This window comes from Paraburkholderia pallida, from assembly GCF_004524855.1.
Lineage (GTDB): Bacteria > Pseudomonadota > Gammaproteobacteria > Burkholderiales > Burkholderiaceae > Paraburkholderia > Paraburkholderia oxyphila.
Map to the genome: position 1 here is coordinate 3,080,749 of NZ_CP038148.1, position 25,176 is coordinate 3,105,924.

Genomic DNA, 25,176 nt, shown 5'->3' on the forward strand with positions numbered 1-25,176 from the left:
GATCAGAATCCTTTCCATCGATAGAACTGCCGCTCGCGCTCCGCGAGATTTCCGCCCGTGCCGTTTCCGAACACGACGCCGCCTTCCAGGCGGTACGCGTGGATGATGCGTGGCCAATCGACGACCAGTCCCGCATGACTCATCGCACGCCCGAACCGGTACACGACAACGTCTCCCGGCAACGCGAGCGGCACACAGTTTGCCTGCCGCTCCAGTTGCGTCACCAGTTGCTCTTCCGAGCGATGCAGAAAATGGTCGGGCGGGTAATCGATCTCAATCAAGTCCGTGCCTAGTACGGTGTGATAGACCGCATTGACGAACTGCGCGCAATCGACCCCGGCGCCCTTCACCCGCGCCCTGTGATGCCACGGCGTGTTAATCCACGTTCGTGCCTCCACCAGCAACCGCTCGCGCACACGCGCCTCGCCGATCTCATCGTGCAGAGTCATACCGTGGCCTCCGGCTGCGGAACGAACGGCGTGCCGCGAAACCGCGCGCTGTTATTGAAACTGCGGCATCGTTCCATGCTGCGATTGCAGCCGGGGCACGCGGTGAATACCTCGCCCGGCGAAACATCAGCAGGCATCGCGGTCATCAGCTCGAACACACCGCTGGCACTGCTGCGCACGGTGCGCGCTGCCCCCGTATTTGTCCCCGACGCCCCCGTCAGCGTGCCGGATGCAAACTGGTTATCAGGGGCGTCAAGCGTGCTGCGCACCGACAGGCGTGTGCTACCCGCAACGGCAACAAGCGATCGCGTCCAGGCCGCCCGATCAACACCACATCCGTGGTCGTACAGCGTGCGCAGGCATTGCGGCTGGAACCGCCCGCGCGGAATCCGTGTGTTGAGCTGGTGCAGATAGCTCAGCACCTGCATGTCGACAGAGAACCGGCCCGCCTCCATCTCCCCTGCCTTGCCCTCGAACAGATGAACCGTGCCCCGTGGGGCGTATTCACCGATCGCGAACAGCGCATCACGGATGATGACGAGCGCATCGTCGAGCAGGCCCGACTTCACCGCCCGCACAAACGACAGATAGCCCACCTGATCGGCCGGGCGCGCCCAGATTGTCAGCCTCGCTTCCGCCACCTCGATGCCGAGCTTGCGTGTAATGCTGTCGCGCTCGATCAGAGGTCCATCCGCGGTGTACACCTGGCCATTCCAGACGGTGTCCACGTCGCCATCGGTGTAAAAGTAACTTTGCCCCGCAGCGGTATGAAATTCAGTCAACCCATGACGGACCATCGGCGGGTTGCTGTCGAGCCACGTCTTGAATGCCGGATCACTGTTTTTCATAGATATCGCCCCATCGTCGCCACCAGCCGCACCTCCTGGCATGCGTGAAACTCCTGTGAGAAGTGTTCGAGCGACAGATAGTCTTCGGCGAAGCGCGCCCGCCAAAATATCGGCGTGGACAGCACAACCGTTTCGCCCTCAGCAGGTGGCACACCAAAACTCACCTGACCGTTAGCGATCGTCCATTGCTCTCGCTGCCACTCGCGCCCATTCACCCAGCGAGGGTCGTTGCCAGCCGTCCAGACGCCGCTCTGCGGCAACCATGGGTGCCACATCAGCGGCGCGAACGTGTACTCGCCCTCAACCAGGTTGAAGATACGTTCGACGCGCCCGGCTCGGCGACGCACGAGGTCGAACGTTCGTCGTACGCCGTCACCCACTCCGATGGGCTCATTCCACAACGGCTCCTCGCCCTTGAAGGGACCCGGATAGGCGAAAAGAAACGTGTCGAGCGAACCCATGCGATCAAGAAAGAACCCTTCAAGCGCGTCGAGATCCTGGCGCCGCTGATCCTGCCGCAGATAGTTGTACTTCAGGGTTACCTCGTACTTCGGTATGGTCTGGTTCGTTGCGCGAAATTCCCGTCCACTCGCCGCGGTATGGATGATCGTGTTAAAGCGCGGCTCACGCGTGATAGGCCACGTGCGGCCGCGCAGCATCGGATAAACCGCATCGCTCATTGCCTGCTTCCTTCGTTAGGGTCGCTTCGTCATGAATTTCCGGTGCGCGCCCTGCAGAGCCGTCATGAGCGCGTTGTCGTTCCTGCGCAGCATCCGCTCCATGCTTCTCTGGTCCACCGCGTGGACGTTCAACACTGGAGCGAACACCGCCTGCGGCGAATCACTGGAACCATTTGCCGCGATGCTGCGGATGACATTTGCGTACTTCGCCGGCAGCACCATTTCCTGCTCGTGCAGTTGGGTGAGCGGATTCATGCCCGCCGGAATATCGAAACCGCCCGACGCTGAGTGGATCGTGCCCAGCGTTCCCATCACCAGCGCAATCATGGCCGGCATGCCAGCAGCAGCCAGCGCGGGGCCGACGATCGGAATAGAAGCCAGCGCGCTCGCGGCTCCCGTCCCGGCGACCACCGCGTTGTTGGAACCCTGAACCATTGCAGCCGACGATGATGTCGCAATTTTTTGCGCGGCCGTTGTCGTTGCCAGCGTCGTCTCCGCAGTCGACGCCGCCTGCCCAAGGACGAGTTGCCGGGCGAGACCGGCCGCATACTTCGCCAGCGGCTTGCTCACCAGCTCATCCACGAAGGCGCCGCCAACCGACGTGAAGAGACCTTGCATCGACTTACGCCACGACTGCGTTCTCGTGAGCATGCCCGTGAGTGCGGTACCGAGTTGCGTCTCCATGGATGTGAATGCGTTCAACCCGGAAGACGACTTCTCCACGGTCAGATCGGCTTGCAACTTTTTCTTCTGGAGCTGGTACGCGCGCTCCTGCTCGAGCAGCTTGTTATCCAGCTGCTTTTTCAGTTCGGGATCGCGCTGCGGATCCACGAGTGCGGCGCGCTCTTCGAGTGCCTGGCGATCGATCTCGTACAGTTGCTGCTGATAGCCCAGCTCCTGCTCGAGCAGTTGCGCACGCGTGATCAGCCCAAGCGACAGGGAGAGCTGGCCCTGCTGCCGCTGCAGTTCGATGTCCGACGCCAGCGCACTGCGCCGGTTCGCCACATCGAGGTCTGAAAGCGCCCGCTTTTGCGCCGAAAACGCATGCTCCTCCTGGAGCTGCGCCCTCTGTGCATCAGCGTATTGCTTCGAATCGGCACCATACGCTGCGCGCATTCTGTCGGCGATGTCCCCGGCCAGCTTGACGCGCTCTGCATAGTTCTTTTCCAGCGCGGCCATCTGGGCCTTCTGCTGTGCGATGCCCGCTTCGAACGCCTCCTTGTTGATCGCCTGCACGGCGTTCAGATACTTCTGCTCGACCGAATAGCGCTCCTCATTCGACATCTTCACGGTGTCGAGTTTCGTTTTCCAGAAGTCCCGCTCCCGCTCCTTTGAGAACTCGATGAACGTGCTGTTTTCAGCGTTGATCCGCTCGTGCGCGAGCTTCTGCTGGTTCAGTTCGTTTTCCCATTCGGCCACGTGCGATTTGTCGCCCGCAGACGCAGCAGCAATCGGCGCGAGGTCAACTGGTGCACCGCCACGCTTCGTCGGTGCCGGCGCTGTCTGTGCAGCACCCCACAGCTTGTTCATGTCGGCCGCCCAGGCCTGCCCGTCCTTGCGCGAGTCATCCCACGCAAGTTTCAGCGCAGCAGCAGCGGCCCGCCCCTCGCCCCTCATTGCGAGATAGCCGGCCGATAGCACGCCAGCGGCGAGGTCCGAAAACTGCCGAAGGACGGCAATCGCTGTGGAACCTGCCGTGACGAGGCCCCTGATTGAATAATCGACGCCCGATATGAACACCTGAAAATCGCTAGCTGCGCCACCGGATTTGACCATCGTGTCCGCAACCCTATCCAGCGTCGGTACCAGTTGCATTGCCAGAAGCCGCCACATGCCCTGCGCCCGTGCGTGCAGGCGTTCGAGGTTATCGTTGAACTGCGCGGACGCGACGACGTCGTTATCGCTCAATTCGAGTCCAAGCTTGCGCGCTTCCTCCTGCAGCGCGGCAATACCCTCTTTCCCGCCATTCAGGAAAGGAATCAGCTCGGCCCCTGATTTGCCGAACAGATCCATCGCCAGCGTGGTCTTCGCAACGCCATCCGGCATGTTCGAGAATCGTTCGGCAATATCGAGCAGCACCTGATCCGCGGCACGCAATTTGCCGCTCTGCTCGGTCGCACTCACGCCGAGCACCTGAAAAACGGCAGCAGACTTCTTCCCACCCGTCTCGACGTCGACCATCGTCTTGCCGAGCTTGCCAAGCGACGCGGTCAGGGCATCGGATTCAACACCCGCGAATTTCGACGCGTAACTGAGCGTTGAAATCGCAGCCACCGACACGCCAGCCTTCTCCGCAGACTTGCCCATCGCGTCTGCAAGCTCGTATTGCTCCATCACGCGCCGCTTGATCGCAGCGAGCGTGAAGGCTGCGGCGATCCCTCCAATGGCCGCTTTCAGGATGCCGGCCGAACGGCCCACCACCTGATCCGTCACCGACGCCATCGCGCCCCTGCGCTCGGTACCGGCATCGGCCGCGGCCATCGCTTTCGCCTCGCTCAGCAGCTTGCGCATCCCATCGGCTGCGATTTTTGAGCCCCGCTCGGCCGCCACCCCCATCGACAGAAATTTCTTTTCCAGCTCGTCGAGTTCCTGCTCGACCTGCTTCGACGGCATCTTGCCCATCGACGTGTACAGCAACTCGATCTCGCGTCGCTGGATGGCCCAGGCCTCCGCAGCAGACTTGCTCGCCTTGCCCTGGTTTGCTACAGATGCCGCAGCATCATCGGACTGCTTCCTGATGCCGGTGAGGGCCGACGCCACCGATGCGGCCATTGCCTTCAGGCCCGCGTCCTGCGCGCCAAACGTAAATTGGATCTTGTTGTCCATGTCGACTCACCCGAGCGGCTAACCGCACGCAGCGGCAAACGCATCGACAAAACTCTGCCGACGCTCATCTTCGGAAAGGGGGGCTGAGGCTCGCTGCAGATCCTCAGTCTCGATGCCCATGAACCACTTCACGAGCAGGTGGACAGGGGGATTTCTGGCGAGGTACCCGGTTAGCTGCAACAGGCGCGGACCATCGAGCGTCTGTTCGAGGTGTTCGACACTCAGTCCATAGCTCATGCACAGATGGGCGACGATTTCATCAAACCACTCGCGCCTCAAGGGTTCCCCGCCGTCGCCTCCCCCGATCGCGATGCCTCCTGGAGCGCCTGCTCCAGTGACTGGTAATCGGTGGTATCCAGTTCGTCAAACCAACTTTGCGGCAAGGCCGGATAGTTGCGGCGCACAGTGTGCGTGATGAACTCTCGCCGCACCTTGCCGAATTCGCTTGGCTGCATCTTGCCGTCGGACAACCGCTCCAGCGCCTCCGTAAATTCGAGGGCTTTCACCAGCAGCGGGGCCGCTACAACAAGTTTGACGCCATTGGCAGTCGCCAGAGCACCGGGGCGCAGAGGAACACGGGGCTCAACCTCGATGGGCTGCCCGTCGACGGTAATGGTGATCGCTGTCATTTGTTTCAGGCTCCGCTCATCCGTCCGATACCGCGCGCATCATCGGCGACCGCACCGAACTCGAGGTTCGGAATGAGGAAGTCCTCGTTCTTGCGCTGCAGCGACAGCTTGTTGAACTGACACGCGTAGAGCTGGATGAACAGCCCTTTCCCGTCGAACGAGACCATTTCGAAGGTCGGTCCTTCACCCATCACATCGTTCGTGATCGTGGTCGTCTGCCCACTCGAAGGATCGGCCTTGACGTAGCTGAGCAGCACGCGTTTGCCGACCTCTGCTTCAGCGAAGACGTACAAACCATCGTGCGGATCGACGCTGTATTCGCCCACGGCCGGATCCTTGTCTACCCAGACATAGGCCGCGCCCGTCGCCGCGTCGATCACGCCTAGATCGGAATCGAAGGTGGCGGTGCCCAGTTCGAGTTCGAGCATGCCGCCCTCCGGGATTTGCATCGCGCGGTCGGTCACGGGAATCAGCAGGCCGGTATCGACGTTGCCGGCGGCCCGCGATGCGCCCAGGAACAATTGCGAGATGATGCGACCGTCGAAACGACCGGTCTGCACCTTGCCAGTGATTTTCATGCCGGCCCGAACGCTAGCTTCGGCGAACTGGTTCGCGCCCATCAGATCCTTTTGCGAGGCACTGATATCGACGTCGATTCCCTGCAACGTGGCAACGCGGATCGGCGCGGCTCCGGCGCTGCGGAAATACAGATAGCCGGCACCAAAGTGCCAGTTGGCTTTTTTGAACATGGTGATTCCTTGTCAGGCAGGTTGGGAAATGTTCGAGCGCTCAACCGGCAGCCGCAGCGCATAGCGGATCTGGAAAATGCCGGTGAAGCCATCGTGGTTGTCGTATTCGGCCTCACCCATCGCGGGCGCGGGCAGCTCTGCCAGCAGCCGTTGCAGCGCGACGTTCCACGTCAGTTCCTGATGGAGATCAGCCGCAAGCGGATAGAAGCGCCGGGACGGTCGTTCGCCCCCGATGAAGACCAGCACCTTCACGATGAAATTCATTGCCGTCGTGTCGCCACCGAGGTCGACCGGCACCATTTCGCCTGGCAGAATCAGCGCTGCCGGCATCTCCTCGCGATCGATTTTTTCTTCGCGCTCGACCCATGCATGCCCGTTAAACCCCGGCACCGAGCGTGCGGCCTGCTCGAATGCGTCGAGCACATCGTCAAATGGTGTCGTCATCGCATGCGCTCCACAGGAACCTGCGAGAAGAAGCCAGCGCGGTCCTGTACCGGCTTGTCGGAGACCCGGTAGCGCATGCCCTTGATGACGAGTACGCTGCCGGTAGTGAGTGCTGGCGCATCGGCCGTCTGGTACTCCAGCACGTTGTCCGAAACCTTGGCCCGATCGAACAGTACGATATCCGGACGATTGAACCCGGCATCGAATTCATCCGGTGTGCCGTCCACGGTGACCCGCTCAAGCATGCCTGCGGCCTTGAAAGCCGGCCAGAACACTGAGAGATCAAACATGGGACTAGCCGGCTGCGACAGGCGGCATCGCGACTCCATTCAGACGCACGCGCGCAACCGACGAATTGACTGCCTTGTCGGCGACGTAAATACCGACGCACACATCGCCCTCGACGACGATCTTTTCGCCGTCGAAATATGCAGCGGCACCGGCCTTTGCGGTATCAGCCGCCGCAGCGGGAAACTCATACACACCGACACAGCGGTATTCGCCTTCCACGTTGGCCGGGTACGGTCCCTGCGCTACGCACGGTAACGCACCGACCATCACCAGCTGACCGCTTGCCACCGCAGTGGCGAGCGTAAAGGTCAGCGTGCTGCCTTTCTGGATGAAATTCTGCATGTTGAAACTCCACGGTTAAAACTGGGTTGGGATTGCTGCGGTACGCGGGCTCGCCCGCGCTACCCCACGCTTACTTTCCAGCAGGCTTGTTCCGGTACATGCCGCGGTAATCGATCGCCTTCGCTGCGAAGTCCAGCCGGCCCTTGACCTTCATGCCGTCGACGTTAAAGTCGATTGCCTGCTCGGTGTACAGGCCAGCCTCGCCGTCCAGATACGCGTACTCGACCGTATCGATGCGACCGTTGTCCGCAAGCAGGTACCATGCGGCCGGGTCGACGGCGTCGAGCCGCGACTCGACAACGGGCGTCAACGCATTGACGAACGGGTTCTGTTTGCCCGATTCGGTCGGTGTATACCCAGCGCTCGTCATCTGCCACGACAGCGTTTCCAGCGCCGCGGGCACCAGCAAGGTGCGAGGCATCAAATTCAGCAGCGTGCCTCCAGGGGAAGTTTGCGTGCGCATGGCAAGCCGACCCGCGCTCAACGAATCGATATCGATCGTTGCTCCTGCGCCCACGTTGTCGTGTTTGGCATCAAAAATCGGCAGACCATCGGACATCTTCGGGTTTGCCGTCAGAATGCCGTAGACGATGTCCGATTCGAGATCCGCAGCGGCATTGCCAAAGAGCGTCGGAAGACGTTCCAGCGCAGACATGTCATCGTTGATGATCATCTGGCGGGTAAACGAGACGATCTTGCCAAAGGTACCCAGCTGGTACGTTTCGCCGCCCTCGACCAGCTTGCCGTACTTGTATTCGCCAGCTTCGTTGACCTTCTCAAACTTGACGGCCCCGTCAAACGCCACTCGCGTAATCGGCCGGAAATCGGTGATCGTCGTCGGCCGCGCCCACGCTGTGAAAGTCTTCGGTGCAGCCTCGTACGCGTTGCGCATCGTGCGTGCGATAACCGAACCAAATACCAATGGCAGATCACCCGTCGCCTGGTAGCCGCCCCGCTGCACAATGCCAAGCGCAATGCCGGCGATGTCCCGCGCGCCCATGCCGCGCGTCGAGATACCGAATTGTTCCAGTGAGTCGCGGCACAGCTCGCGCAATGTCATGCCACGGTAACTGCGCCCTTCCTCCGTCAGCGCGACCCTTGGATTGACTCGATGCATCAGCGAATTGATCATCGCCTCACGGCGTTGCGTGCTGCCGTCGACCACTTCGATATCGACGCGCTGACCACGGGTCGGATCGGCGTCGCTGCGTTCGGCGAGACGGCGCAGCACTTCAGTACGCACCGCATCCACGGTCGTGCCAGCGTCGGTGAATTGCTGAATCAGTTGCTCCTGACCGTCAAGTCCCGATGCGCGAACTGCCGTGCGGATGTCCGCAATGCGCTGCCGCTCCAGCCGCGCGCCTTCCGCACGTACGGTATCCATACCGTCACGCTGGCTATTGTTCTCTTGCTGTTGGTCCTGAGGATCCATAGTCGTGGCTCTCGATGTGATGGAGGCTGCGGCCCCACGGTTAAAGGTTCGCTCCGTGATCACGCACGGAAAAATTCGCGGCTCCCCGTCCGGCGGCGTACCGCCGCTGCGCAAGGTCGCATTCAGGTCGGCGCCGACGGGCACCAGTGAAATCTCGTAGGGCTCCCAGTCGATCGCCCGGTAGATCCACTGTTCGTTATCCTCTGCGCCCGGTGGAATCATCTCAATCTGGTTGATGCGTGCGCCGAGCGACACGTTGCGCAGAATGCGGTCCTGCACGTCCTGCCAGATCGGCGTGACATCATCGCGGTTGGAAAATCGGATACTGGCCTGACCGCTGTCTGTCCCCATGCTGGCAGACTGCACAACGCCGATCACACTGCCGACGTCCCAGGCGCTATGACTGTTCAGCACCGGTGCATTGCCCGACTGCAGACGTTGCAGGTTGACGTGTGCGGGGTCAGTACTGAGCTCTTCGAGATACGGCCGATCGCGATACCAGTCGTATCGCTGCACGAGGGCGCCAGCGGTCCAGGTGCAATCGACTGTTCGCGTCGAATCGTCGACGTTCAGGATCGGCATTTCGCGCAACGACAGCGGCATACCGTCCTGCTGCGTAGCGCGTTGTTGCCGTTGTTCTGTTACTGCAGGCATCTGTGGCCTCCATGAAAAAAGCCCGCTGTCGGGCGGGCTTCGCATCAGTCTTTCGGAACGGATTTGTCAGGTGGTTCCTCTGCCGACGCACCGGACGTATCAGACGCACTTCCATCCGCCGTGTTTGCCTGTGCGGCCGGTACCTTCGGCACAAAGGTGTCTTCGCCAATTTCCTTGTTCATCGTGGCCGGGTCCTGGCCAATTTGCCGCTGAGCTTCTGCGCGGCTGATTAGCCCCTCGTTGATCTGCTCAACCATTGCCTTGGTCTCCCGCAATGGGTCGACCATTTCGATACGTGGTGCGGTCCAGTCACGCGGCGCAACAGGCTTGGCGAACCTGCCAGCCAGGTAGCCCGTTTGGACGAACCGGTTCGCCACTGCATTGCAGAACATCGGAATGAAAATCAGCCACTGCTGCTGCTCCAGAATCCGCTTGAACTCCATCTTGCCCATCCGGCCGCTCGTGAAATTCACCTGTGAGAAGTCCCCCGTCAATTGCTCGTAGGTCACATCGGATCCCGCAGCGATCGCACGCAATTCCGCCCGGTTATAAGGCTCAAAGTCACCGTTAGAGGTCGGCGTCGCAAACTTGATATCTTCGTCCGGGTTCAGATAGCTGAGCGTGCCGGGTTCGAGCTGCTCGACCTGGACGCGCGTCGATCCTGTCACTGATGCTGAAACCGGCGAGCCCACAGGTCCGGATTCGGCACTGCCGATAATGAAGCCCGCGAAGCAGGCCTCGATCTTCTTTCGCACGCGCTCCGCTTCATGGTATTCGTCGAGGTCACGCGCACGCCAGATCGATACGGCGAACTCCGGCAGACCGCGGACGGTGTTCGGGCGCGTTGTCGGATCGAACAGGTGCAGCACTTCACTGGCCGGCACAAAGCGACTTTGAATGCGCGTCGTGACCTGAATCAGTTCGCCTGGATGCTGATCAAACAACCAGTAACCGACGCGACGGCCAATTCTGTCGAACTGCACGCCGGCCACACAGAATCCCCCATCAATCAACCCCATACGTGAGCTGTCGAGATAATCTGCTTCCAGCACCTGCAGCTGAAGTGGGACGTCGAGCCCGTCGTCGAGCCGGCGTACGCGAAACCGTACGAGGCACTCCCCGGACTCTTTCATGGCGCGCGCGACCATCAGTTGCAAGCCATAGAAGTTGAGCAACCCGTCGGCATCGCACTGGTCTATCCACGCGGTCCACGCCGTCTGGACACGCTTGTTGTCGAACTTGGCGACGATACCGGTACCGACGAGGTTTGCCCCCCATACACGTAGCGCGTGCTTGATGTAGCCGTTGTTGCGCACCAGATCGCGCGAGCGGTTGCGCAACGCGGCAAGTGCGGGCACCAGCTCGGCGTTGCCGCTCGTGCCAGGCGTACGCCAGTTCAACCCGCGCAGGTTCTTGCTCGCACCGTCGAACGCCCGTGCTGCCACCCGACCCGATTCGAGCGCAGCACGGGCACGCATACGTTGAACGCCAGCGGACGGACTGACCCAGCTGATGGCCCGGTCAAGGAAGGTTTCTCGCATGTGTCACCGGTTCATATTCGTGATCGCGATCGACGACCGGCGCCGCGGGGTGCCCTGCTGCAGCGCCAGTTCGTCCCGAATAAGATTGCGCGCCTTGATCAGCTCGTCCATCGACCGGAATTTCACCTTCTTACCGTCATAGTCGACTTCAAGCTGCCCCATCGCGATCGCACGATCAACGCTATCCAGATCGTTACTTGTAAATGCCATGTGAACCCTACCTGTTGAACCAGTTGCGGCGCGGTGTTATCCATGCCCGCCGCGCTGGCAATACCTCCGCTTCCCGAACCTCCGAAGCAACCGAAGCTGTCGCGACCGGCTCCTCCGCCGAAACAGCGCCATTCACATCTGATGCCACGGTATCTTCAGCCTGCCCCGCCACGGCCTCGCTAGACACCGTCTCTGCCGGTTGGTGGAAAAGATCCTGCACGCGCGGCTCGAACACCGCCTCGCGTGCCAGCCAGTCTGCCTCCGTCATCAGATTCAAACGTAGCCGCGGGTGGTACGCGCAGGCGAGGTTGTAGACCATACAATCGAGTGCTTCATTGCGCGGCCTGAGCTTGTCCCAGCGGTCCTTCGCTGCGTTGTACGCCTCCGATACAACCTGCTGGAAATACTCGTCGTCTAGCCCCTCGCTGAAGCGTATGCGCCGATCGATGGGTTCCGCGTCCTCATCGCCGAGCAGGTTGGCAAAGATTCGCGATTTCGCCGTGTCCGTGCCTACTGGCCACAACTGCACACCATGCTTGTGCGTCATGCCCCTGATCGTCACGTCCTGCTGGGTCGGACGCCCAATGATCGGCTTGTGTTTCTCCGACGCCCCTTTGACTGCGAACACGCCAAGATGGCGACGCGTACGACAGTAGTCGTACACATCCTGGGTACGACCGCCCCCTGAGTCGACCGCCATCAGTTCGATGCGCATTGGCACACCGAATGAATTGGTCAGCGGTGTCTCGCGCAGCCGGTCAAGCGCGTTCCAGGGCTCCGGTGTTGCAGGGTCACCCTTGATGACCACATGATCGATGGTCCAGCGCGTCAGATGACGCCCCCAGCCCATGATGGTCACCTCCAGCCGGTCATTCTGCGTGTCCACCGCCGCTGTCATCGCCAGCACGCCGCGGGGAATGGTGCGCAGCGCGAACGGCTCCGCGCGCCGCTTGATCGACTCCCACGCCACCTCGGCGGTCTTGTCTTTCCAGCACTCTGCGAGCGCGTTGTTGACGAAGGCAATCAGCTTTTCGACATCGGTCTGCGCCGCGATCCAGTCACGCACAAGATCGATCCACGGGCGCCAGCCAATCGGCGCATACAGGGCCGACAGGTGAAAGCTTGCCGTCTTGCCGTCGCCAGCAGCCGTCGGCATCCAGTACGCGTTCTCATAACCGCGCGTCTTCCATGCGTGCTCGGGATTTCCGACACCGCATTCGCAGCAGTAATACCGCACGCTTTCCGGAACGCCCTCTGTCCACCGCATGTTCTTCCATTCGAAGAACTGCGGGAAGCCGCAGTCTGGGCACGGCACAAAGTAACGGCGCTGATCGCCCCGCGCATACAGCTTCGCGATCTGTGAACGCCCCTCAATCGTAGGGGTCGAGTTAGCGAAAATCTTCGCGCGCCGGCCGTAGTTGCTGGTGCGGTTCTCGGCCAGATCAATCGGGTTGCCCTGGCCGTCGACGTTCATGTCGTATTCGTCGATCTCCTCCAGCAGCACATACCGCACCGTCGTCGATTTCAACCGGCCAGCCCGCGAGGCACTCACGAGGTTGAGCATGCCGCCCGGAAAGCGCTTGCGCAGTTTGGTGTTGTCGCTACCTTTCTTCCCGGAATCGCGCACTCGACGCCTCAACTCCGGGGTCGACAGACGCATCGGTTCGAAGCGATCCAGCTCCCACTTTTCCGCATCGTCCTTGGTCGCGAACACTGCGAGGATATTGCCGGCCGCCGACGTGATGCTACGTCCGACGAAACTCTCTCCGAGCGCGGAGCCACCTAGCTGGTGACCCTTTTGCATGCCAACCACGCGCACCCACGCGTTATCGAACAACCGGTGGTCGTCGTGCGTATAACGCGTCACTGCACTTGGCAAACCGGACAAGGCGTCCATGATCCCCACGAGATACGGCGTACGGCTGTTGCGCCAGCGCCCCGGCTCCGGTGCCGTCTCCGGCAGGATGCGGTGGCGCTCCGACCATTCGGCAATCCCAAGCCGCTCGTCCGGCCGTATCGCTTCGACTAGCGTTCGTACAAACTGGTCAATCGCCCCCATCGATTTCTTCCGCCTCGATTTCCCGCAGGATCCTGTCGCTATCGACCGCGCCCAGCGCCGATGCAAGTTCATCCTCCAGGCGCTGCTGGATCCGGGCTTCATCTGTCTCCGCAGCCAGTTCGTCCTTGACGCGCACCGCCACGTTCATGACGGCATCACGCACCGTGCGCAACGCAGTAAAGGCAAGTCGCTGCGCTTCGGCTACGGAGATCAGGCTGCCCCGAAGCTGCGCCAGCTCGAGCAGTTCACGCTCATGCCGCGTTTTCTCGCGACCAGCCCGCGATGCCCGATACTGGCTCGTCCACGGATCGCTTCCCGCGAGTGCGGCAGTCCCTGTTGTCGCAGCGGCAGGCTGCTCAAACTCGGCGTCAGCGAAAGTATCGTCGGCGTCAGCCGGATCGTCAGTCATTTGGCCGAACTCCGACGTGCCGTTGGCGCGGAGAGTCGCTGCTGGGGCGTTGGCCTGCCGCGCGAGATCCGTAAAGGATCGCTTCGACTCGTCGGTGTTCCTGTTCCATTCGGCGAGTGCGGTTTCCGAATCGATCTTGCCGCGAGCGTTCAACGAAATGCGTTTCGCCTCGATCGCCTTCTGCACCGCCCGATGGGTGACGCCGACCAGCCGGCCGAACTCGCGCTGGCTCATTTCACTCATTGGAAGCGCTCCGGAGATGAACGGCTACCGATGGCTACCATTGGGTTGGCTACCCGTGGCTACCCATCTGGCTACCCTGAAAAAATCTTGGAACAGCGTTTTTTGCGAGGTTCGAATTACCCTCGTTTGCCGATGCCCGGGAAGGACCCATGCATCACAGAGAGCCGCCGGGCATCGGCCGGCCCTCACCGCGCCGTCTCGACCGCCTCCTCGAACGCACGCCTGAACACGCCTTCGAACTGCGCCTCAGCCACCCGACGCGCGACATCGTCGAAGGGTAGCCGCGGCTTGTAGGTTGGCTGCTTCACGAATATGAACACGGGCTTTGCCGCGCTATACGCGAGGTGCTCGATGCGGGAATCCCTGCCGTATGCGATCCGCTTGTAGATACCCGGAAGCAACTTGCCTTCACGCTTAAGCAGGACAAAGTAACTGTACCCACGCGCTCCCTTGCCACCGCGCACCATCCTGTCACGCCGTCGCTCGCTCATATTGGCGCGATAACCCTGCTCGCCAAATGCCTGAAGGTATGACAACACTTCAACGATCAGGCCGCGCGACACGTTGCCGTACTGGTCCAGTGTCGCCGCCTTGCCCGGAACTGCAACCATGCCCGGAGGCAGCAGGCCGCGCGCCTGCAATGCGCGCTCGAAGCGCTTCATGCTCCGCTCGCCACCATAGACTTCCGGGCCGATGTACTTGCTGGCCGGCGTGCCCTTGGACGTGTCGTCTTTGATCCACACCCGTGCGACGAGATCGGTCTTCGTCGCAGACTTCACATAGGTGCTGTTCAGCGTGTACGGCGTGGGTCGGTCAAATCGGGCTTCCATCTCCGCCCGTATGGCCTGCTGTGCGAGCTGCGCCGTCTTCGTCAGTGCACGTGCCGTCGCGTACGGGATCTGGTTGTAAAACAGCGTGCCCATAAATCCCAGCGAATCGGCGATGTTGCTTTTGATTTCGAAGCCGGCCATAGCGTCACCAGAAGTTTGAGGCGCCGACGCGTTAGCATATGGGTCATGCAACCCACCGGAGCTACCATGCGGTTTCGAAGAAGTATCAAGATCCTGCCCGGCGTCAGGATCAACCTGGGGAAGACCGGCGTCAGCTTTACCGTGGGCAGACCCGGGGCAAGCGTCAACATCAAGCCGGGTCGAACTCCTCGCACAACGCTGGGCATTCCCGGTACCGGCATTTCGTGGTCCTCACGCACCCGCCAGGCAAGCAGCACCGGACAAGCTCAACCGTCCCCCAACGAATGGCGACTACTCAAGTTGGTCTGGAAGCTAATTTCCTGGTTCACGATTGTGACGTTTGCGCTGGGGATCATTGCCACCGCAGCCGTACTCCTGTCAGAACAGTGATTCGAGATTTCCAATTGAAAAAACCCCGAGGCTTGCGCACTCAGGGCTTCGGATATCCACGTTTCTTAGGGGCGAGTGCCCCCACATGACCTGACAGCCCGAGTAAGTTGTATTTGGATGGCCGAAAGGGTTGCGCTACGAGTGTGCGAGCGCTCACAGATCCAGTGACGCGGTAAAGGATGCATGGCGCGAAGTATAGGCAGGATTTTTCTTGGAAAGCAAGATTTTCATCGTTGCATTCGCATGCGCACCGTGTCATTTGCAGCGCCGTCGATTGCGTCGAGAAGCGCGTGCACAGCGTGGAAATACGGCTGCCAGTGCAATCGATATTGATCCATCGGGACACCGAGCGCGCGTGCTCGTGCCGGGTGATCTTCTGGACGGCGACCGGTTCCCTGACATGCGCTGCAGATTTGCCGGCCTGCGTTCTTTTCCAAAACCGGAACACTGATGCGACCTGCCCCGTTGCATTGACCGCAGCGCTCAATCTCGCGGAATATCATCGGCCCACGACCATCTCCGCGCCCGGCAAAGGGGATCCGATATTCATCAACGCACAGCCGTCCGGCTCCGCTACACGACTGGCAAACAACTCGTTGCAGTATCGTCGCGCGGCCGCGCCCGCTCACACCGCGGCCATCGCATGCAATGCAAAGATCGGCAATCCATTCGATGATGGCCTGACGCGAGAATCGCTCGACAATGTCCGTCACTTGTCGTTCGATCTTTTTCCCTGTAAGCGCCGCAGTCTTCTCCGCGGCTCTTGTCACGCCCGTGAATTTCGACCGATTGAATCTCCCCGCGTCACGCAGCCGCTTCGCGAGAAGCAGCGTCGCTCGATTAAGACCTGAGCGTTTCACGTCCTGCCCGTACTTCATCCGCCAAAGCAGTCGACCAAGATCGTTCGCGAATGCTAGGGCGCCCAAAGTCACTTGGGGATCCGCAATCGGATCGGAGAATTGCCCGCGTACGTTCATCGCAATACCGGCTTGCTCTTTCAGGTCGATCATCGAGCTACTCCCTTCCGTCCTACTGTCCCAATGTCCCAATGAAAAAGGGTCGTGTCTGCGCGCAGGCGCCTGCGACGTGCGCACCCTCGCCCGCACATCGCGCACGTCGCACGCGTCACGCGCACGCACACGAGGGCCTGCGGTTGGGACGTCGGGACATGGGACGCCGAGCGGCGCGCTGCCGCGATTGCGCTGGCGCGCCAATACAGGCTGACGCGCGCGCCACGGCGTGCGGCGAGAGTCGTTTTACAGAGGCACATCATCGTCCTCCGTCACTTCTGCGAGCGCGCCGTCTGCGGCGATCACAGCCACCGGTTCCTGCGCAGGCGGCTCGTAGTACCACTCACGCGTGCCCTTCGATTCGCGCTTGCGAACCCATCCGAGTGACTTCATCGCCTTCCCGATACGGCGCTGTTCTGCGGGCGTCCACTTCGAGATTTCGAGCTTCAGGCACGAGTTGAGAATGTCTTCCATCGTCACGCGCTGCATGTGCTCGCAATAGCGCGCAATCATCGTCTCGTAAATGTCACCTTCGTAGCGCGCGTCCTGCTCAGCCGAGAACAAGTGCTTTTCTTCGGGCAGAACCTGCCACGGTGCGGGCAAAATGCCGTCCGCTTCTGCATTGGCCCGTTCCCACTCGCAGTACTCCGAATACGCCTCGGCCCAGATCTGGTCGCGGTTCAGCGCGAGGCCCTTTAAATCGAGCACATCGGCCGTACGCACGGGCCAATAACGCCGGTTGCCCGATTCGTCCTTCAAATACGTATCGAAATTCACCGTGCCGCCGAAAACGCTCTGGCGCGGCACGTCGATTGCGCGACGAGCGTATGGCGGCCGGTACGTGTCGACTGCCGTCGTAAAGAATCGCTTTGCGTTCGACGAGTCGGCCTTGCTCAGCGCGTCCAGCTCGGCCAGCTCGATAACCCACTTGCCGGCCATCACAGCAAATGAATCCTTGTCGCCGATCACGATGTTCGCGTCGGTGAACCAGCCCGATCCGAAGAGTGTGCGAAATGCGGCCGACTTGCCCGCGTCCTGCTTGCCTTCGAAAATCAGCACGTTATCCATCTTGCAGCCAGGGCGCATCACGCGGCCGACAGCGCCGAGTAGCCACTTATACGAGACGTGTCGGACATATTCGCTGTCCTGCACACCGAGCCACGTCGACAACCATCCGCGCAGACGCGGCGTGCGGTCCCACTGCAGGCCGGCGAGGTAATCTCGGACCTCATGGTAGCTGTTGCGCTCTGCCGCGAGAAACACTGCGTCGGCGATCACGTCAGGACGCGGGCTGAATGAATAGTTCTGGCCCAGCCACAGCGCGCAACGTGCATCGTCGCGGTCGCCCCACTCGCCTTTTTCGCCACCTTCGAATGGGGGTGCCTTCAGCTTCATGATACGCAGCGCGAACTTCTCGAAGGCCAGCACGCCTTGCCAGCGCTTGTCGTGCGTCAGGATGGCGAACACATTGTCGAGGCATGGCAGCAGCGCGTTGGACTTCTCCGCGCGACGCAGACGCTGTTGCCACGTAAAGTGGCTATTCTCGCCCTCTACACCATCCCATTCCGGCGTCTCTTCACCTGCGTCAGCCGACGAAGGGGTAGCCGCGGCTTTGCCGACGAGCGCACGCACGCCATTGGCACTGGGCGCACTCACCATGCCGGCCTTTTCAAGATCGTCGAGCAGATGCGCGGCGCGGTTGTAGCCGATTTTCAACTCGCGCTGAAGCGCCGAGATCGACACACGCTTGCGTTTACGCACGTGCGCAGCGGCCTGCTCGTACAGCGGATCCTGCCCGCGCTCGACGGCGTGCAGATGCGGAAACGACGGAATCGCATAATTCGCGGGCGCGAGTGCTGCGATCAAGGCGCATTCGATCTGCGCTTTGACGACGTGCAGGCCTTCCTCGACGTGCAGATCGTTGAAGTCGGTGAGCTTGCGCTCGCCTCGGCCCGAGAACATCGGAATCGTCACGCTCGCATTGCCGACAGCTGCCGCCGCTGCCCGCGCGCGCTTCACGCCCGTGTTTTCGAAACGACGCACGCGCGGTGCGACACCGTCACGCTCGATCAAGAGTTCGATATACGGCACGCCGTGCTCATCGCGCTTGCCGGCGGCGCGGACGGCGTACTGCAGCTTGGCGTGCGTGATCTGCGTCGCCTCGGCAGCGTCGACATAGATCTCGCCTTCGAAACCGTATTCGTCACGCAGGTGATCACGCATGCGTCGCTCGATCACCCAGTCATCGTCGGCGCAGATGAGAACATGGATATCCGGGCACGCTGCGCGCAACGACTGCGCTGCCGCGAGAATGCCGCCCGCGTCGAAGCACACCACGACCGGAATGCGATCCTCGATCGCCATGCGGATCGACCGCGCTGTTGCGTAGCCTTCGGCGATCATCGCAACCTTGTCCCCGGCTTCGATGTTGCCGAGCTGGAGCGCGGTGCCCGCCTTTTCCATGCCCTTGTTGAACAGCTTCGAGCCGGTCGGCGAGATTTTCTGCAGGCCGGCAAGACGCGCGCCGTCGGCGCTGTAAACGTACATTGGCACGTAGAGCGTGCCGTCGGCTGCGAAGCGCACGCCTTCAGGCGTGATCTGCTTGCGATCGAGATATGCGGACGCGCCCGATTCGGACGCGGCGCACCATTGATCCTGCGCGCGGTTCGCTGCCAGCTTCGCCTTCTCACGCGCCTTCGCTGCCGCTGCCTCCTCCGCTCGTTTCTGATGCTGTCTCGATTCTGCGAGCGATTCGGGAGAAGCGGCCGCACCCTCCCATTGAAATGTCTGCGCGCCATTGTCGTCGCCGGACCAATAGCCGAATGCTCCCGTGTATCCGATCACCACGCCGACCTGCACCACCTCGTGGATCGAATACCAGTACTTCTTGCCCGGCCCGTAGCGATGCGGGCGCCCGTTGTCAGAGATGCGCGGATGCCCTTCTGGCAATTTCGGATGGCCGGCGGCCATCAACTGATTGGCGATCTGGTCGAGTGTCGCCATCGTTTAGCGCCCCGCTCCCGCAATGACGATGCGCGGGAAAATCAGACCCTCACGGTTGAAGAATGAACGCCACTGACGGCGGCCTGCATTGAATCGCGCGGTGCCGTTCGACAGCTTGGAAGCAAGAGGATGCCGCGCACGAAGCGCAGATGCGGTGTTGGACAAAGTCACTTTGAACCCCGGAAAGTTATTTGCCGCGCAGGCGGCGCCATTCGGCCTCATGCAGGCCCTTGAATCGCTCGACCTGCTCTGGCGTAAAGAAACCACCAACGAAGCCGAAGAAAAGACGCCGCTCAGTCAGCGTGCGCAGAGCGGCGCAATGACTGGCGGCAGTCGAGATGAAATCGTCGATATGGCCGACCTGCCGCGCACGGTCGAGGAGCATATCGGTCGGGAATATCGGCAGAAGAGTCGCGAGGAATGGTGCGACGCGCGCGGGCGCGTGTAAGGCAAGACGTGCCAGCTCGATTGAGGCACATTCGAGTTGGCGATCGAGATCGCAGCACAAACCGGCCTTGGCTCTGTACGGGTTGCAGCACGCCATTCCAGGTCGAAACTGCATTGCTTATCGGCGTCCGATTTTGCTGACGCGCATGACACGCGCAAGCAGACGATCGAGCAAGCGCTGTTCCTCCCGCGCCGCACTGGCGATCGCGTCTGCCTCCCGGCGCGTGATCTTGTTGTCCGCCAGTGCCACGCTAACTTCGTGCGCTACAGCACCGGTTTGGCGGGCAAGTTCAAGAGTATCGAGCGCTATGCCACTCACCGAGTCATCCGCGCCGGTCTGGTCGATGGGCTCAGCGCGCAAGGCGAAGCGCTCATTGAGCGCGTGGATCGCATCGAAGCAATGAGACTGGCGCTTTTCTTCCATCCACTCGATCAGCAACTCGAACATCTCCATCGAGAGGCGGTTTTCACCCTCACCGCGCAAACGCAGGCGCAGCGACTCTGTACCAATGCTCTTGCCACGGCGATTCGTAAGGAACGCGGCCGCATCAGCCACGCCCCCCGGCGTATTGCGGACCGACGTGTAAAGCACGTCAAGCCAATCTGTGCCGCTGTATCTGCAGGTCATGCTTGCCTCGTTTTCTTTGTGGACCTGTTTTTCATACTGTTCGCTCGAAGCACTAAACCCTAAGATTCAGACTCGATCACTCAACGCCGGCTGCGGCGAACAAATGTGGCTCTGAACTCAAGATTCGGCCGCAGAATTCCAACTTTCATCGCCCAGCTCTGGCCAGATCAAATGCCAGTCGTTGGGACGCAAGTCTTTCCGCGTAACGGCCCCGGTCGTCGCGCGCTCAATTGACCAACACACGATGATCGGAACTGGCCGCATGAGATTTGCCCACGCGCTTACGTCAGATGCGTGCGCACCGATGTTCCGAGCCAGTTTCACCAGGCGGCCGCGCTCGGCGGACAGATAGGTTCGAAGATTCATCGCGAAACTTTAGCGAAACGCGAAACATTTGTCTATAGCGTTACGCGCATATACGGCTTTAGCGATTTGCTATTGAATTCGGCCCATGAAGGACATCGACGAAATCAGACGAACCAACCTCCGACTCTTGGAAGAAGAGTACGGAAGTCCCACATCGGTAGCGAATGCGTTGAGCATGAGCTTGGCGCAATTCGCCAACCTGCGGGATGGCGCCAAGGATTCGAAGACAGGAAAGAAGCGCGGCATGCGCAAAGAAACGGCTCGGCGCATCGACAGCGCAGCCGGTAAGCCGGATGGTTGGCTTGATGTGGATCACTCGGCGCAACCGATTGATAACGTCAGCAAATCAAAGCGCGAGCCAGCCGGTTGGGAAAAACTTGATGAGTCAGGTCGCCTTCAGGTTGAGGCGTTCATTCGCGGACTGCTTGCTCGGCCTCTGAGCAAATCTGGCGATACAGATGACGATCGCCCGCGAGGTGATTGACCTGGGAGCCGTATAGATCGCTCAGATGGCCGATCGGCTCCAACGAAGAATCACGGAAGCAGAATTCGTGAGTGATGACGGGCCGCTTATCCCGAAAATTAAAACCGAAAGCGGCTCTATCAAGATAAACGTTCCACCGCCCATCCGTCCGCAGGCCTTCCACAAGAGCAATAGCCCCTACCAACTCGGGGTTCGTCGAAACAATCACCCTCACCAAGTCCCCCGGCTTGCACTTTAGCGTGCATAGCTCTTGACGTTCCCCGCGCATCCCGCTCCCAACTCTCTTGTAAGTTAATACTGTACGAATATACAGTACCAAGGTCGATTTGTTACATACGGCTTGCAATTTCATTCCAAATGCATTGTTACAAATTTAGCGCCGATATTTCGCGTTTCGCTATAGACAGACATTTCGCGTTTCGCTAAAGTTCGAACCGTTCGAACTTCCTCCCCTCATCGAGAATTGCGATGCGCAAAACCCCCTCCTTGTCTCAAGACGAACACGGAGATGCACGCCGGCAATGGCTGAAACTTGAGCAGCAGCCGACGATCAAGCAACACGTTCCCCAAAGCAACTTTGAGGAATCTCCGCACTGGCGCATTTGCCTCTTCATTGCAGTGATCGTGATCGGCATCAATGTGCTTTCGCCCGATCCCGACGCTGCTGTGCGTGCCCCCCACGCCGCGCGCGTAGTCGCCTGACCCGTCACCAAGGAGCAGGCAGTGACCAAGCGACTTCCCGTATCTGACCTCGAAATCGCGCGCGAACACCGCCTCGGTCGCTACTCCGGCTCCGCCGCTGACGCCATCACTAACCCAGCCATGCGTATCTGCCTCACAAACCTCGCTGAGATGAGGAAGAAGCGCGAGCAACCTGCCGATCAACCGCTCGACGGGAAGTGCCGCGCCGCCGGCGATTCGGAGTAACACCACATGCCACGCATCAAACTCAACGCGCCCCCCGAAAACCAGCAACAGCGGCGCGACACGATTGGCCTGCGCTCAGTCGTCAAATACGACCCGATGGCACCGCGCCCGACGACGCCTGTCATGGTCGGTCAATACGTCGTCGCTCGCCGCCCGCTGTCTGACAGCATCTACACGCTGTATATGATCCTCGATGGCGCAACCATCGTGCGCACGCAGATCTCGTATCCGTCGGAAGATGATTGCGCTTCGGCCGTCCAGCGACACCGCACCGCGCAAGCCGCATCGATGGCCGAGAAGACGATCGCCAAGGCGAAAACGCGCCGTGCCCAACCGCCGGTCGCGGAGGTCGCGTGATGCTCGCCCTTCTGATAGCCATTGCGACCTGTACGACCGCCTGGCTGTTGACCAGTCCGCAACCCAATCGAACCCTCGGCGGCCTGTTCGGGCTGATCGACTCCATCCTCTGGCTCGTCGCCGGCATCGCTGCCGGCAAAACGGCCGTCATCCTCATCGCAGCCTTCTGCGCGCTGTGCTTCCTGCGCTCGCTGTTGCGCGGCCGGACGGTGAGCCTTTTCGGGAGCAGCCATGCAAATTGATCTTTCGCCGATCTGCAAATCGCTGATCGCCCTTCTGGCTTCGGGCTCAACCTACACCCGCAATGAGATCTATAGCGCCCTTCCGGATGCCGACCGGGTAGCGATCAACCGCGAGCTCAACATGCTCGTGCGAGCTACCGTGGTTATCGAGGGCGATCTTTCCGGCGGCGGCAATCCCGCCCTGCAAGTGTCCTGCTACTACCTTTCTGGTTCACTCGCCGGGCGCGGCCACGACGCCCCCATCGCCACAGACGCCGATGTAGCCGGCATCTCCAGGCAGGCATCGAGCAACGCGGTTGCCGCTCGCGAAATTCCCTTCATCTACGAAGATCCGAGCGGCGTTGCATGCGTGCAGGTGACCCGCCATCGCAACTACAACGTCGGGAGCGCTATCCGTCACCTATGGTGCGTCGGCCTGCGTGATGGGTCTTCACGTGCCGTTCGCGATCAAATCAAGGCGATAAAGGAAGCCCGGTTCTATCTCGACGACGAAATCGAGCGCCTGCAGTTCACGCTCGCACAAGGAGGTGCCGTATGAATGATAAGCGCATCAGCCCGCTCGTACTCGACGCCATGATCGTCACCGGCAACACGAAGGCCGCAGTGAAAGCCGCCGGCGGCAAGTCCGCCGACCTGTGGATGCTTCCGTACGATGAGATTCATTACGACCCCCGCGATAACGTTCGGCCGCTCGATGTCGATTGGGCGCAACGCCTCGGGAAACTCATCGCGGCCGACGGATACGACAAGAGCCAGCCGCTGCACTGCTACGTGCGCAAGGTCGGTGGCGCAGACCGTGTGTACGTGTGGAAAGGACAGCATCGATACCACGGCATCGGCTTCGCCATCGATGCTGGCGCCGACCTTGGCCTCATCCCTGTCGTGATGATGGACGCGAAATCGGTCAACCGCATCAACCTGATCTTTGGCGGCCTGACCAGCAATGAAAGCAAGCGCACTTCGCCGCTCGAACTCGCGCAAAACATCGCTGAGCTGCGCGACGTGTGGAAGGTGGACATGAAAACGATCTGCAACCGCCTGCAGATCACCGATCAGACCGTTCGCGACGTTGCGCTGCTCGAAACCGCGCCCTCAGCTCTGCACAAGCTCGTGCGCGACGGCTCAGTTGCCGGCACGCTAGCGATCGAGGAGATCCGAAAGTACGGGCCGGATAAGGCGCTTGAACGGCTTCAGCGCGGGATCGAAGCGGCGAAGTCGGCAGGCAAAGCGAAGGCCACGAAGAAACACGTCGACGCGGCAGCAGCAGCGCCAGCGGCGAAAAAAATCAGCGAGGCGCAGGCAAAGCAACTTTTGCAGGCACTGCAGTCCGTGCTGCATGATCCGCTGTTCGGCAAGCTTTCTCCCGGCACCGTTGAAGGCGTCCACGCGGCGGTGACCCCGCTCACAGACCTGCTCGATGCGCTGCCGGCAAAAGCGTCGAACCGCAAGATCTCGACGCCCAACGAGCATGGCGTGTACACAAGACACGAGACGATCAAGGCGCCCCTTTTCAAACGATCGGGCAAGCATCCGTACGAAATCCACCTTGCGCACGTTGATACCGGCAAGTGGATTTTCAGCACGTCGTACTCGATCGGCACCGGATCCGGGTCGAGCCCCTGCACCCTGCGTGACGGCGATCCAACCTACCCCACGCGCGGCCAGGCGATTCGAGCGGCCGTCATGCACATCACGCGCGAGATGGAAGATCCGCGCAAGCGTGATGCCAAGGAAGCGCAGGGCGTTCATTCCTGGCTGATCAAGCTGTGGCAAGCCCCCGATCCGGACTGGACCGAAGAGCTTGCCGATGCGTCAGGAAAGGCACCCACGACTGCTCCGACCGCGCTGTGGCCCTTTCCCACTGGGGGCAAGCCATGACTTTGTCCACGGCTATTTCTACCCCATGTCCGCTGCCGCGTCAGCGGGGCGACGCGGAAGAGCGCCCGAGGCTTTCGCTCGCTGGCGCCGTACCGGCGCAGCCTGCGCACGTAAAAGACAACGGCGACGGGCTATTGCCCTCCATCCAGAAGAACGAAGCCCCGTCTGATCGACGGGGCAACCTCTCGCGCCTCGAGGCGTTCAGCATCGAGATCCGCTCGCTGGCCGAGGCCATCGTGCTTGGCGCCGACATCGAGTTGCTCGACCTCATGCGCGATGAAGTAGGCAGCTATAGCCGGCACAAGGCGGCGCAGGAGGCGCGCACGTGGGCCGAACAAGGTCGCCTGTCGATCGAGACTGGATTGATGCAGTTGGAGCGTGCCATGCGCTCCGCAACGAATCGGGGATAACCATGAATGAGCAACAGCTCCGCGCGATCCACGCGCAGGCCAGCGCCGCTGTCGCGCGCACCGATCGAACCCTCACGCCCGCCGAAGATCGCTTCTGGCCGCTCTATCTTGCCGCGGAGGTCACCGCCGCCTCGGCTACCAAGCAAACCAGCTGGACTCAGACGCAAATCGACGGGCTTCTCGCCGATGCCGACGCTACTACGCTTCTGCCGTGCATGGACAGGTGGTTTAAAGAAATGAACGGGGAAGAAGAATGA

At 60.9% G+C, this 25,176-nt stretch carries 30 protein-coding genes; 11 read left to right on the plus strand and 19 right to left on the minus strand.

The genetic code is table 11. From position 1 onward, the window contains the following. Positions 1 to 2: 2 nt before the first annotated feature. The 15 genes from E1956_RS13940 to E1956_RS14010 all read right to left on the minus strand — a co-directional run bounded on the left by E1956_RS13940 (position 3) and on the right by E1956_RS14010 (position 14,777). On the minus strand, positions 3 to 449 hold the full coding sequence (locus E1956_RS13940) for an NlpC/P60 family protein (protein WP_134749732.1): 447 nt from the start codon (positions 447 to 449) through the stop codon (positions 3 to 5). Then, positions 446 to 1,297: a DUF2163 domain-containing protein gene (locus E1956_RS13945; protein WP_167760011.1), complete on the minus strand. Its 852-nt coding sequence runs from the start codon at positions 1,295 to 1,297 to the stop codon at positions 446 to 448. Before E1956_RS13945 ends, E1956_RS13940 begins: the two co-directional genes overlap by 4 nt. After that, positions 1,294 to 1,977, minus strand: coding sequence for a DUF2460 domain-containing protein (locus E1956_RS13950; protein WP_134749736.1), 684 nt, complete (start codon positions 1,975 to 1,977; stop codon positions 1,294 to 1,296). Before E1956_RS13950 ends, E1956_RS13945 begins: the two co-directional genes overlap by 4 nt. 15 nt (positions 1,978 to 1,992) lie before the next feature. Next, entirely contained in the window at positions 1,993 to 4,803 is a 2,811-nt protein-coding gene (locus tag E1956_RS13955) for a coiled-coil domain-containing protein (RefSeq protein WP_134749738.1), read from the minus strand. 275 nt (positions 4,804 to 5,078) lie between these two features. Further along, on the minus strand, positions 5,079 to 5,432 hold the full coding sequence (locus tag E1956_RS13960; protein WP_134749741.1) for a hypothetical protein: 354 nt from the start codon (positions 5,430 to 5,432) through the stop codon (positions 5,079 to 5,081). Positions 5,433 to 5,437: 5 nt separating this feature from the next. Beyond that, a complete protein-coding gene (locus tag E1956_RS13965) occupies positions 5,438 to 6,181 on the minus strand; it encodes a hypothetical protein (protein ID WP_134749743.1) in 744 nt (247 codons plus the stop codon). Positions 6,182 to 6,193: 12 nt separating this feature from the next. Next, a complete protein-coding gene (locus E1956_RS13970) occupies positions 6,194 to 6,625 on the minus strand; it encodes a hypothetical protein (RefSeq protein ID WP_134749745.1) in 432 nt (143 codons plus the stop codon). Continuing rightward, positions 6,622 to 6,915, minus strand: coding sequence for a head-tail joining protein (locus E1956_RS13975; RefSeq protein ID WP_134749747.1), 294 nt, complete (start codon positions 6,913 to 6,915; stop codon positions 6,622 to 6,624). Before E1956_RS13975 ends, E1956_RS13970 begins: the two co-directional genes overlap by 4 nt. A gap of 4 nt (positions 6,916 to 6,919) precedes the next feature. Continuing rightward, positions 6,920 to 7,258, minus strand: a complete 339-nt coding sequence (locus E1956_RS13980) for a DUF2190 family protein (RefSeq protein WP_134749749.1) — start codon at positions 7,256 to 7,258, stop codon at positions 6,920 to 6,922. A gap of 70 nt (positions 7,259 to 7,328) precedes the next feature. Next, a complete protein-coding gene (locus tag E1956_RS13985; RefSeq protein ID WP_232071157.1) occupies positions 7,329 to 9,344 on the minus strand; it encodes a prohead protease/major capsid protein fusion protein in 2,016 nt (671 codons plus the stop codon). 44 nt (positions 9,345 to 9,388) lie between these two features. Continuing rightward, on the minus strand, positions 9,389 to 10,885 hold the full coding sequence (locus E1956_RS13990; RefSeq protein WP_134749751.1) for a phage portal protein: 1,497 nt from the start codon (positions 10,883 to 10,885) through the stop codon (positions 9,389 to 9,391). A gap of 3 nt (positions 10,886 to 10,888) precedes the next feature. Continuing rightward, positions 10,889 to 11,095: a phage head-tail joining protein gene (locus E1956_RS13995; protein ID WP_134749753.1), complete on the minus strand. Its 207-nt coding sequence runs from the start codon at positions 11,093 to 11,095 to the stop codon at positions 10,889 to 10,891. Positions 11,096 to 11,102: 7 nt separating this feature from the next. Continuing rightward, complete coding sequence (locus E1956_RS14000) at positions 11,103 to 13,154, minus strand: phage terminase large subunit family protein (RefSeq protein ID WP_134749755.1); 2,052 nt, start codon at positions 13,152 to 13,154, stop codon at positions 11,103 to 11,105. Further along, positions 13,141 to 13,806: a hypothetical protein gene (locus E1956_RS14005; protein WP_134749757.1), complete on the minus strand. Its 666-nt coding sequence runs from the start codon at positions 13,804 to 13,806 to the stop codon at positions 13,141 to 13,143. Before E1956_RS14005 ends, E1956_RS14000 begins: the two co-directional genes overlap by 14 nt. Positions 13,807 to 13,991: 185 nt before the next feature. Further along, positions 13,992 to 14,777: a hypothetical protein gene (locus E1956_RS14010; protein WP_134749759.1), complete on the minus strand. Its 786-nt coding sequence runs from the start codon at positions 14,775 to 14,777 to the stop codon at positions 13,992 to 13,994. 45 nt (positions 14,778 to 14,822) lie between these two features. Between E1956_RS14010 and E1956_RS14015 the strand changes: the two genes are divergently transcribed. Continuing rightward, a complete protein-coding gene (locus E1956_RS14015; protein WP_197732795.1) occupies positions 14,823 to 15,167 on the plus strand; it encodes a DUF4236 domain-containing protein in 345 nt (114 codons plus the stop codon). 227 nt (positions 15,168 to 15,394) lie between these two features. Here E1956_RS14015 and E1956_RS14020 read toward each other — a convergent pair whose 3' ends face one another. Both E1956_RS14020 and E1956_RS14025 read right to left on the minus strand, forming a co-directional pair. Further along, positions 15,395 to 16,177, minus strand: coding sequence for a DnaJ-like cysteine-rich domain-containing protein (locus E1956_RS14020; RefSeq protein WP_134749761.1), 783 nt, complete (start codon positions 16,175 to 16,177; stop codon positions 15,395 to 15,397). Positions 16,178 to 16,423: 246 nt separating this feature from the next. Then, positions 16,424 to 19,180: a VapE domain-containing protein gene (locus E1956_RS14025; RefSeq protein WP_134749763.1), complete on the minus strand. Its 2,757-nt coding sequence runs from the start codon at positions 19,178 to 19,180 to the stop codon at positions 16,424 to 16,426. Positions 19,181 to 19,337: 157 nt separating this feature from the next. Here E1956_RS14025 and E1956_RS14030 point away from each other — a divergent pair, with 157 nt between their 5' ends. Further along, positions 19,338 to 19,628 (plus strand): hypothetical protein, encoded by a 291-nt coding sequence (locus E1956_RS14030; protein ID WP_134749765.1) that lies wholly within the window; start codon positions 19,338 to 19,340, stop codon positions 19,626 to 19,628. A gap of 117 nt (positions 19,629 to 19,745) precedes the next feature. On the opposite strand, the gene E1956_RS14035 is transcribed toward E1956_RS14030, so the two are convergent. Then, positions 19,746 to 20,255 carry a phage regulatory CII family protein gene (locus tag E1956_RS14035; protein WP_134749767.1) on the minus strand — a complete coding sequence of 170 codons (510 nt, stop codon included), beginning with the start codon at positions 20,253 to 20,255 and terminating at the stop codon, positions 19,746 to 19,748. 117 nt (positions 20,256 to 20,372) lie between these two features. Beyond that, positions 20,373 to 20,621 carry a transcriptional regulator gene (locus E1956_RS14040; protein WP_134749769.1) on the minus strand — a complete coding sequence of 83 codons (249 nt, stop codon included), beginning with the start codon at positions 20,619 to 20,621 and terminating at the stop codon, positions 20,373 to 20,375. Positions 20,622 to 20,706: 85 nt separating this feature from the next. Between E1956_RS14040 and E1956_RS14045 the strand changes: the two genes are divergently transcribed. The 9 genes from E1956_RS14045 to E1956_RS14085 all read left to right on the plus strand — a co-directional run bounded on the left by E1956_RS14045 (position 20,707) and on the right by E1956_RS14085 (position 25,176). After that, positions 20,707 to 21,105, plus strand: a complete 399-nt coding sequence (locus E1956_RS14045; protein WP_134749771.1) for a hypothetical protein — start codon at positions 20,707 to 20,709, stop codon at positions 21,103 to 21,105. 468 nt (positions 21,106 to 21,573) lie between these two features. After that, entirely contained in the window at positions 21,574 to 21,807 is a 234-nt protein-coding gene (locus E1956_RS14050; RefSeq protein WP_134749773.1) for a hypothetical protein, read from the plus strand. A 21-nt stretch (positions 21,808 to 21,828) separates the two neighbouring features. Then, complete coding sequence (locus E1956_RS14055; RefSeq protein WP_134749775.1) at positions 21,829 to 22,032, plus strand: hypothetical protein; 204 nt, start codon at positions 21,829 to 21,831, stop codon at positions 22,030 to 22,032. Between the two features lie 6 nt (positions 22,033 to 22,038). Then, complete coding sequence (locus E1956_RS14060; protein ID WP_134749777.1) at positions 22,039 to 22,389, plus strand: beta-hexosaminidase; 351 nt, start codon at positions 22,039 to 22,041, stop codon at positions 22,387 to 22,389. Beyond that, complete coding sequence (locus tag E1956_RS14065) at positions 22,389 to 22,631, plus strand: hypothetical protein (protein ID WP_232071159.1); 243 nt, start codon at positions 22,389 to 22,391, stop codon at positions 22,629 to 22,631. The genes E1956_RS14060 and E1956_RS14065 overlap by 1 nt, the downstream gene beginning before the upstream one ends. Then, positions 22,621 to 23,169, plus strand: coding sequence for a hypothetical protein (locus tag E1956_RS46660; protein WP_197732796.1), 549 nt, complete (start codon positions 22,621 to 22,623; stop codon positions 23,167 to 23,169). The genes E1956_RS14065 and E1956_RS46660 overlap by 11 nt, the downstream gene beginning before the upstream one ends. Then, the gene (locus tag E1956_RS14075; protein WP_134749781.1) at positions 23,166 to 24,509 is read left to right on the plus strand and encodes a pyridoxal phosphate biosynthetic protein PdxJ; all 1,344 of its coding nucleotides are present in this window, start codon (positions 23,166 to 23,168) and stop codon (positions 24,507 to 24,509) included. The genes E1956_RS46660 and E1956_RS14075 overlap by 4 nt, the downstream gene beginning before the upstream one ends. Beyond that, positions 24,506 to 24,919: a hypothetical protein gene (locus tag E1956_RS14080; RefSeq protein ID WP_197732797.1), complete on the plus strand. Its 414-nt coding sequence runs from the start codon at positions 24,506 to 24,508 to the stop codon at positions 24,917 to 24,919. Before E1956_RS14075 ends, E1956_RS14080 begins: the two co-directional genes overlap by 4 nt. A 2-nt stretch (positions 24,920 to 24,921) precedes the next feature. Beyond that, positions 24,922 to 25,176 (plus strand): hypothetical protein, encoded by a 255-nt coding sequence (locus E1956_RS14085; protein ID WP_134749783.1) that lies wholly within the window; start codon positions 24,922 to 24,924, stop codon positions 25,174 to 25,176.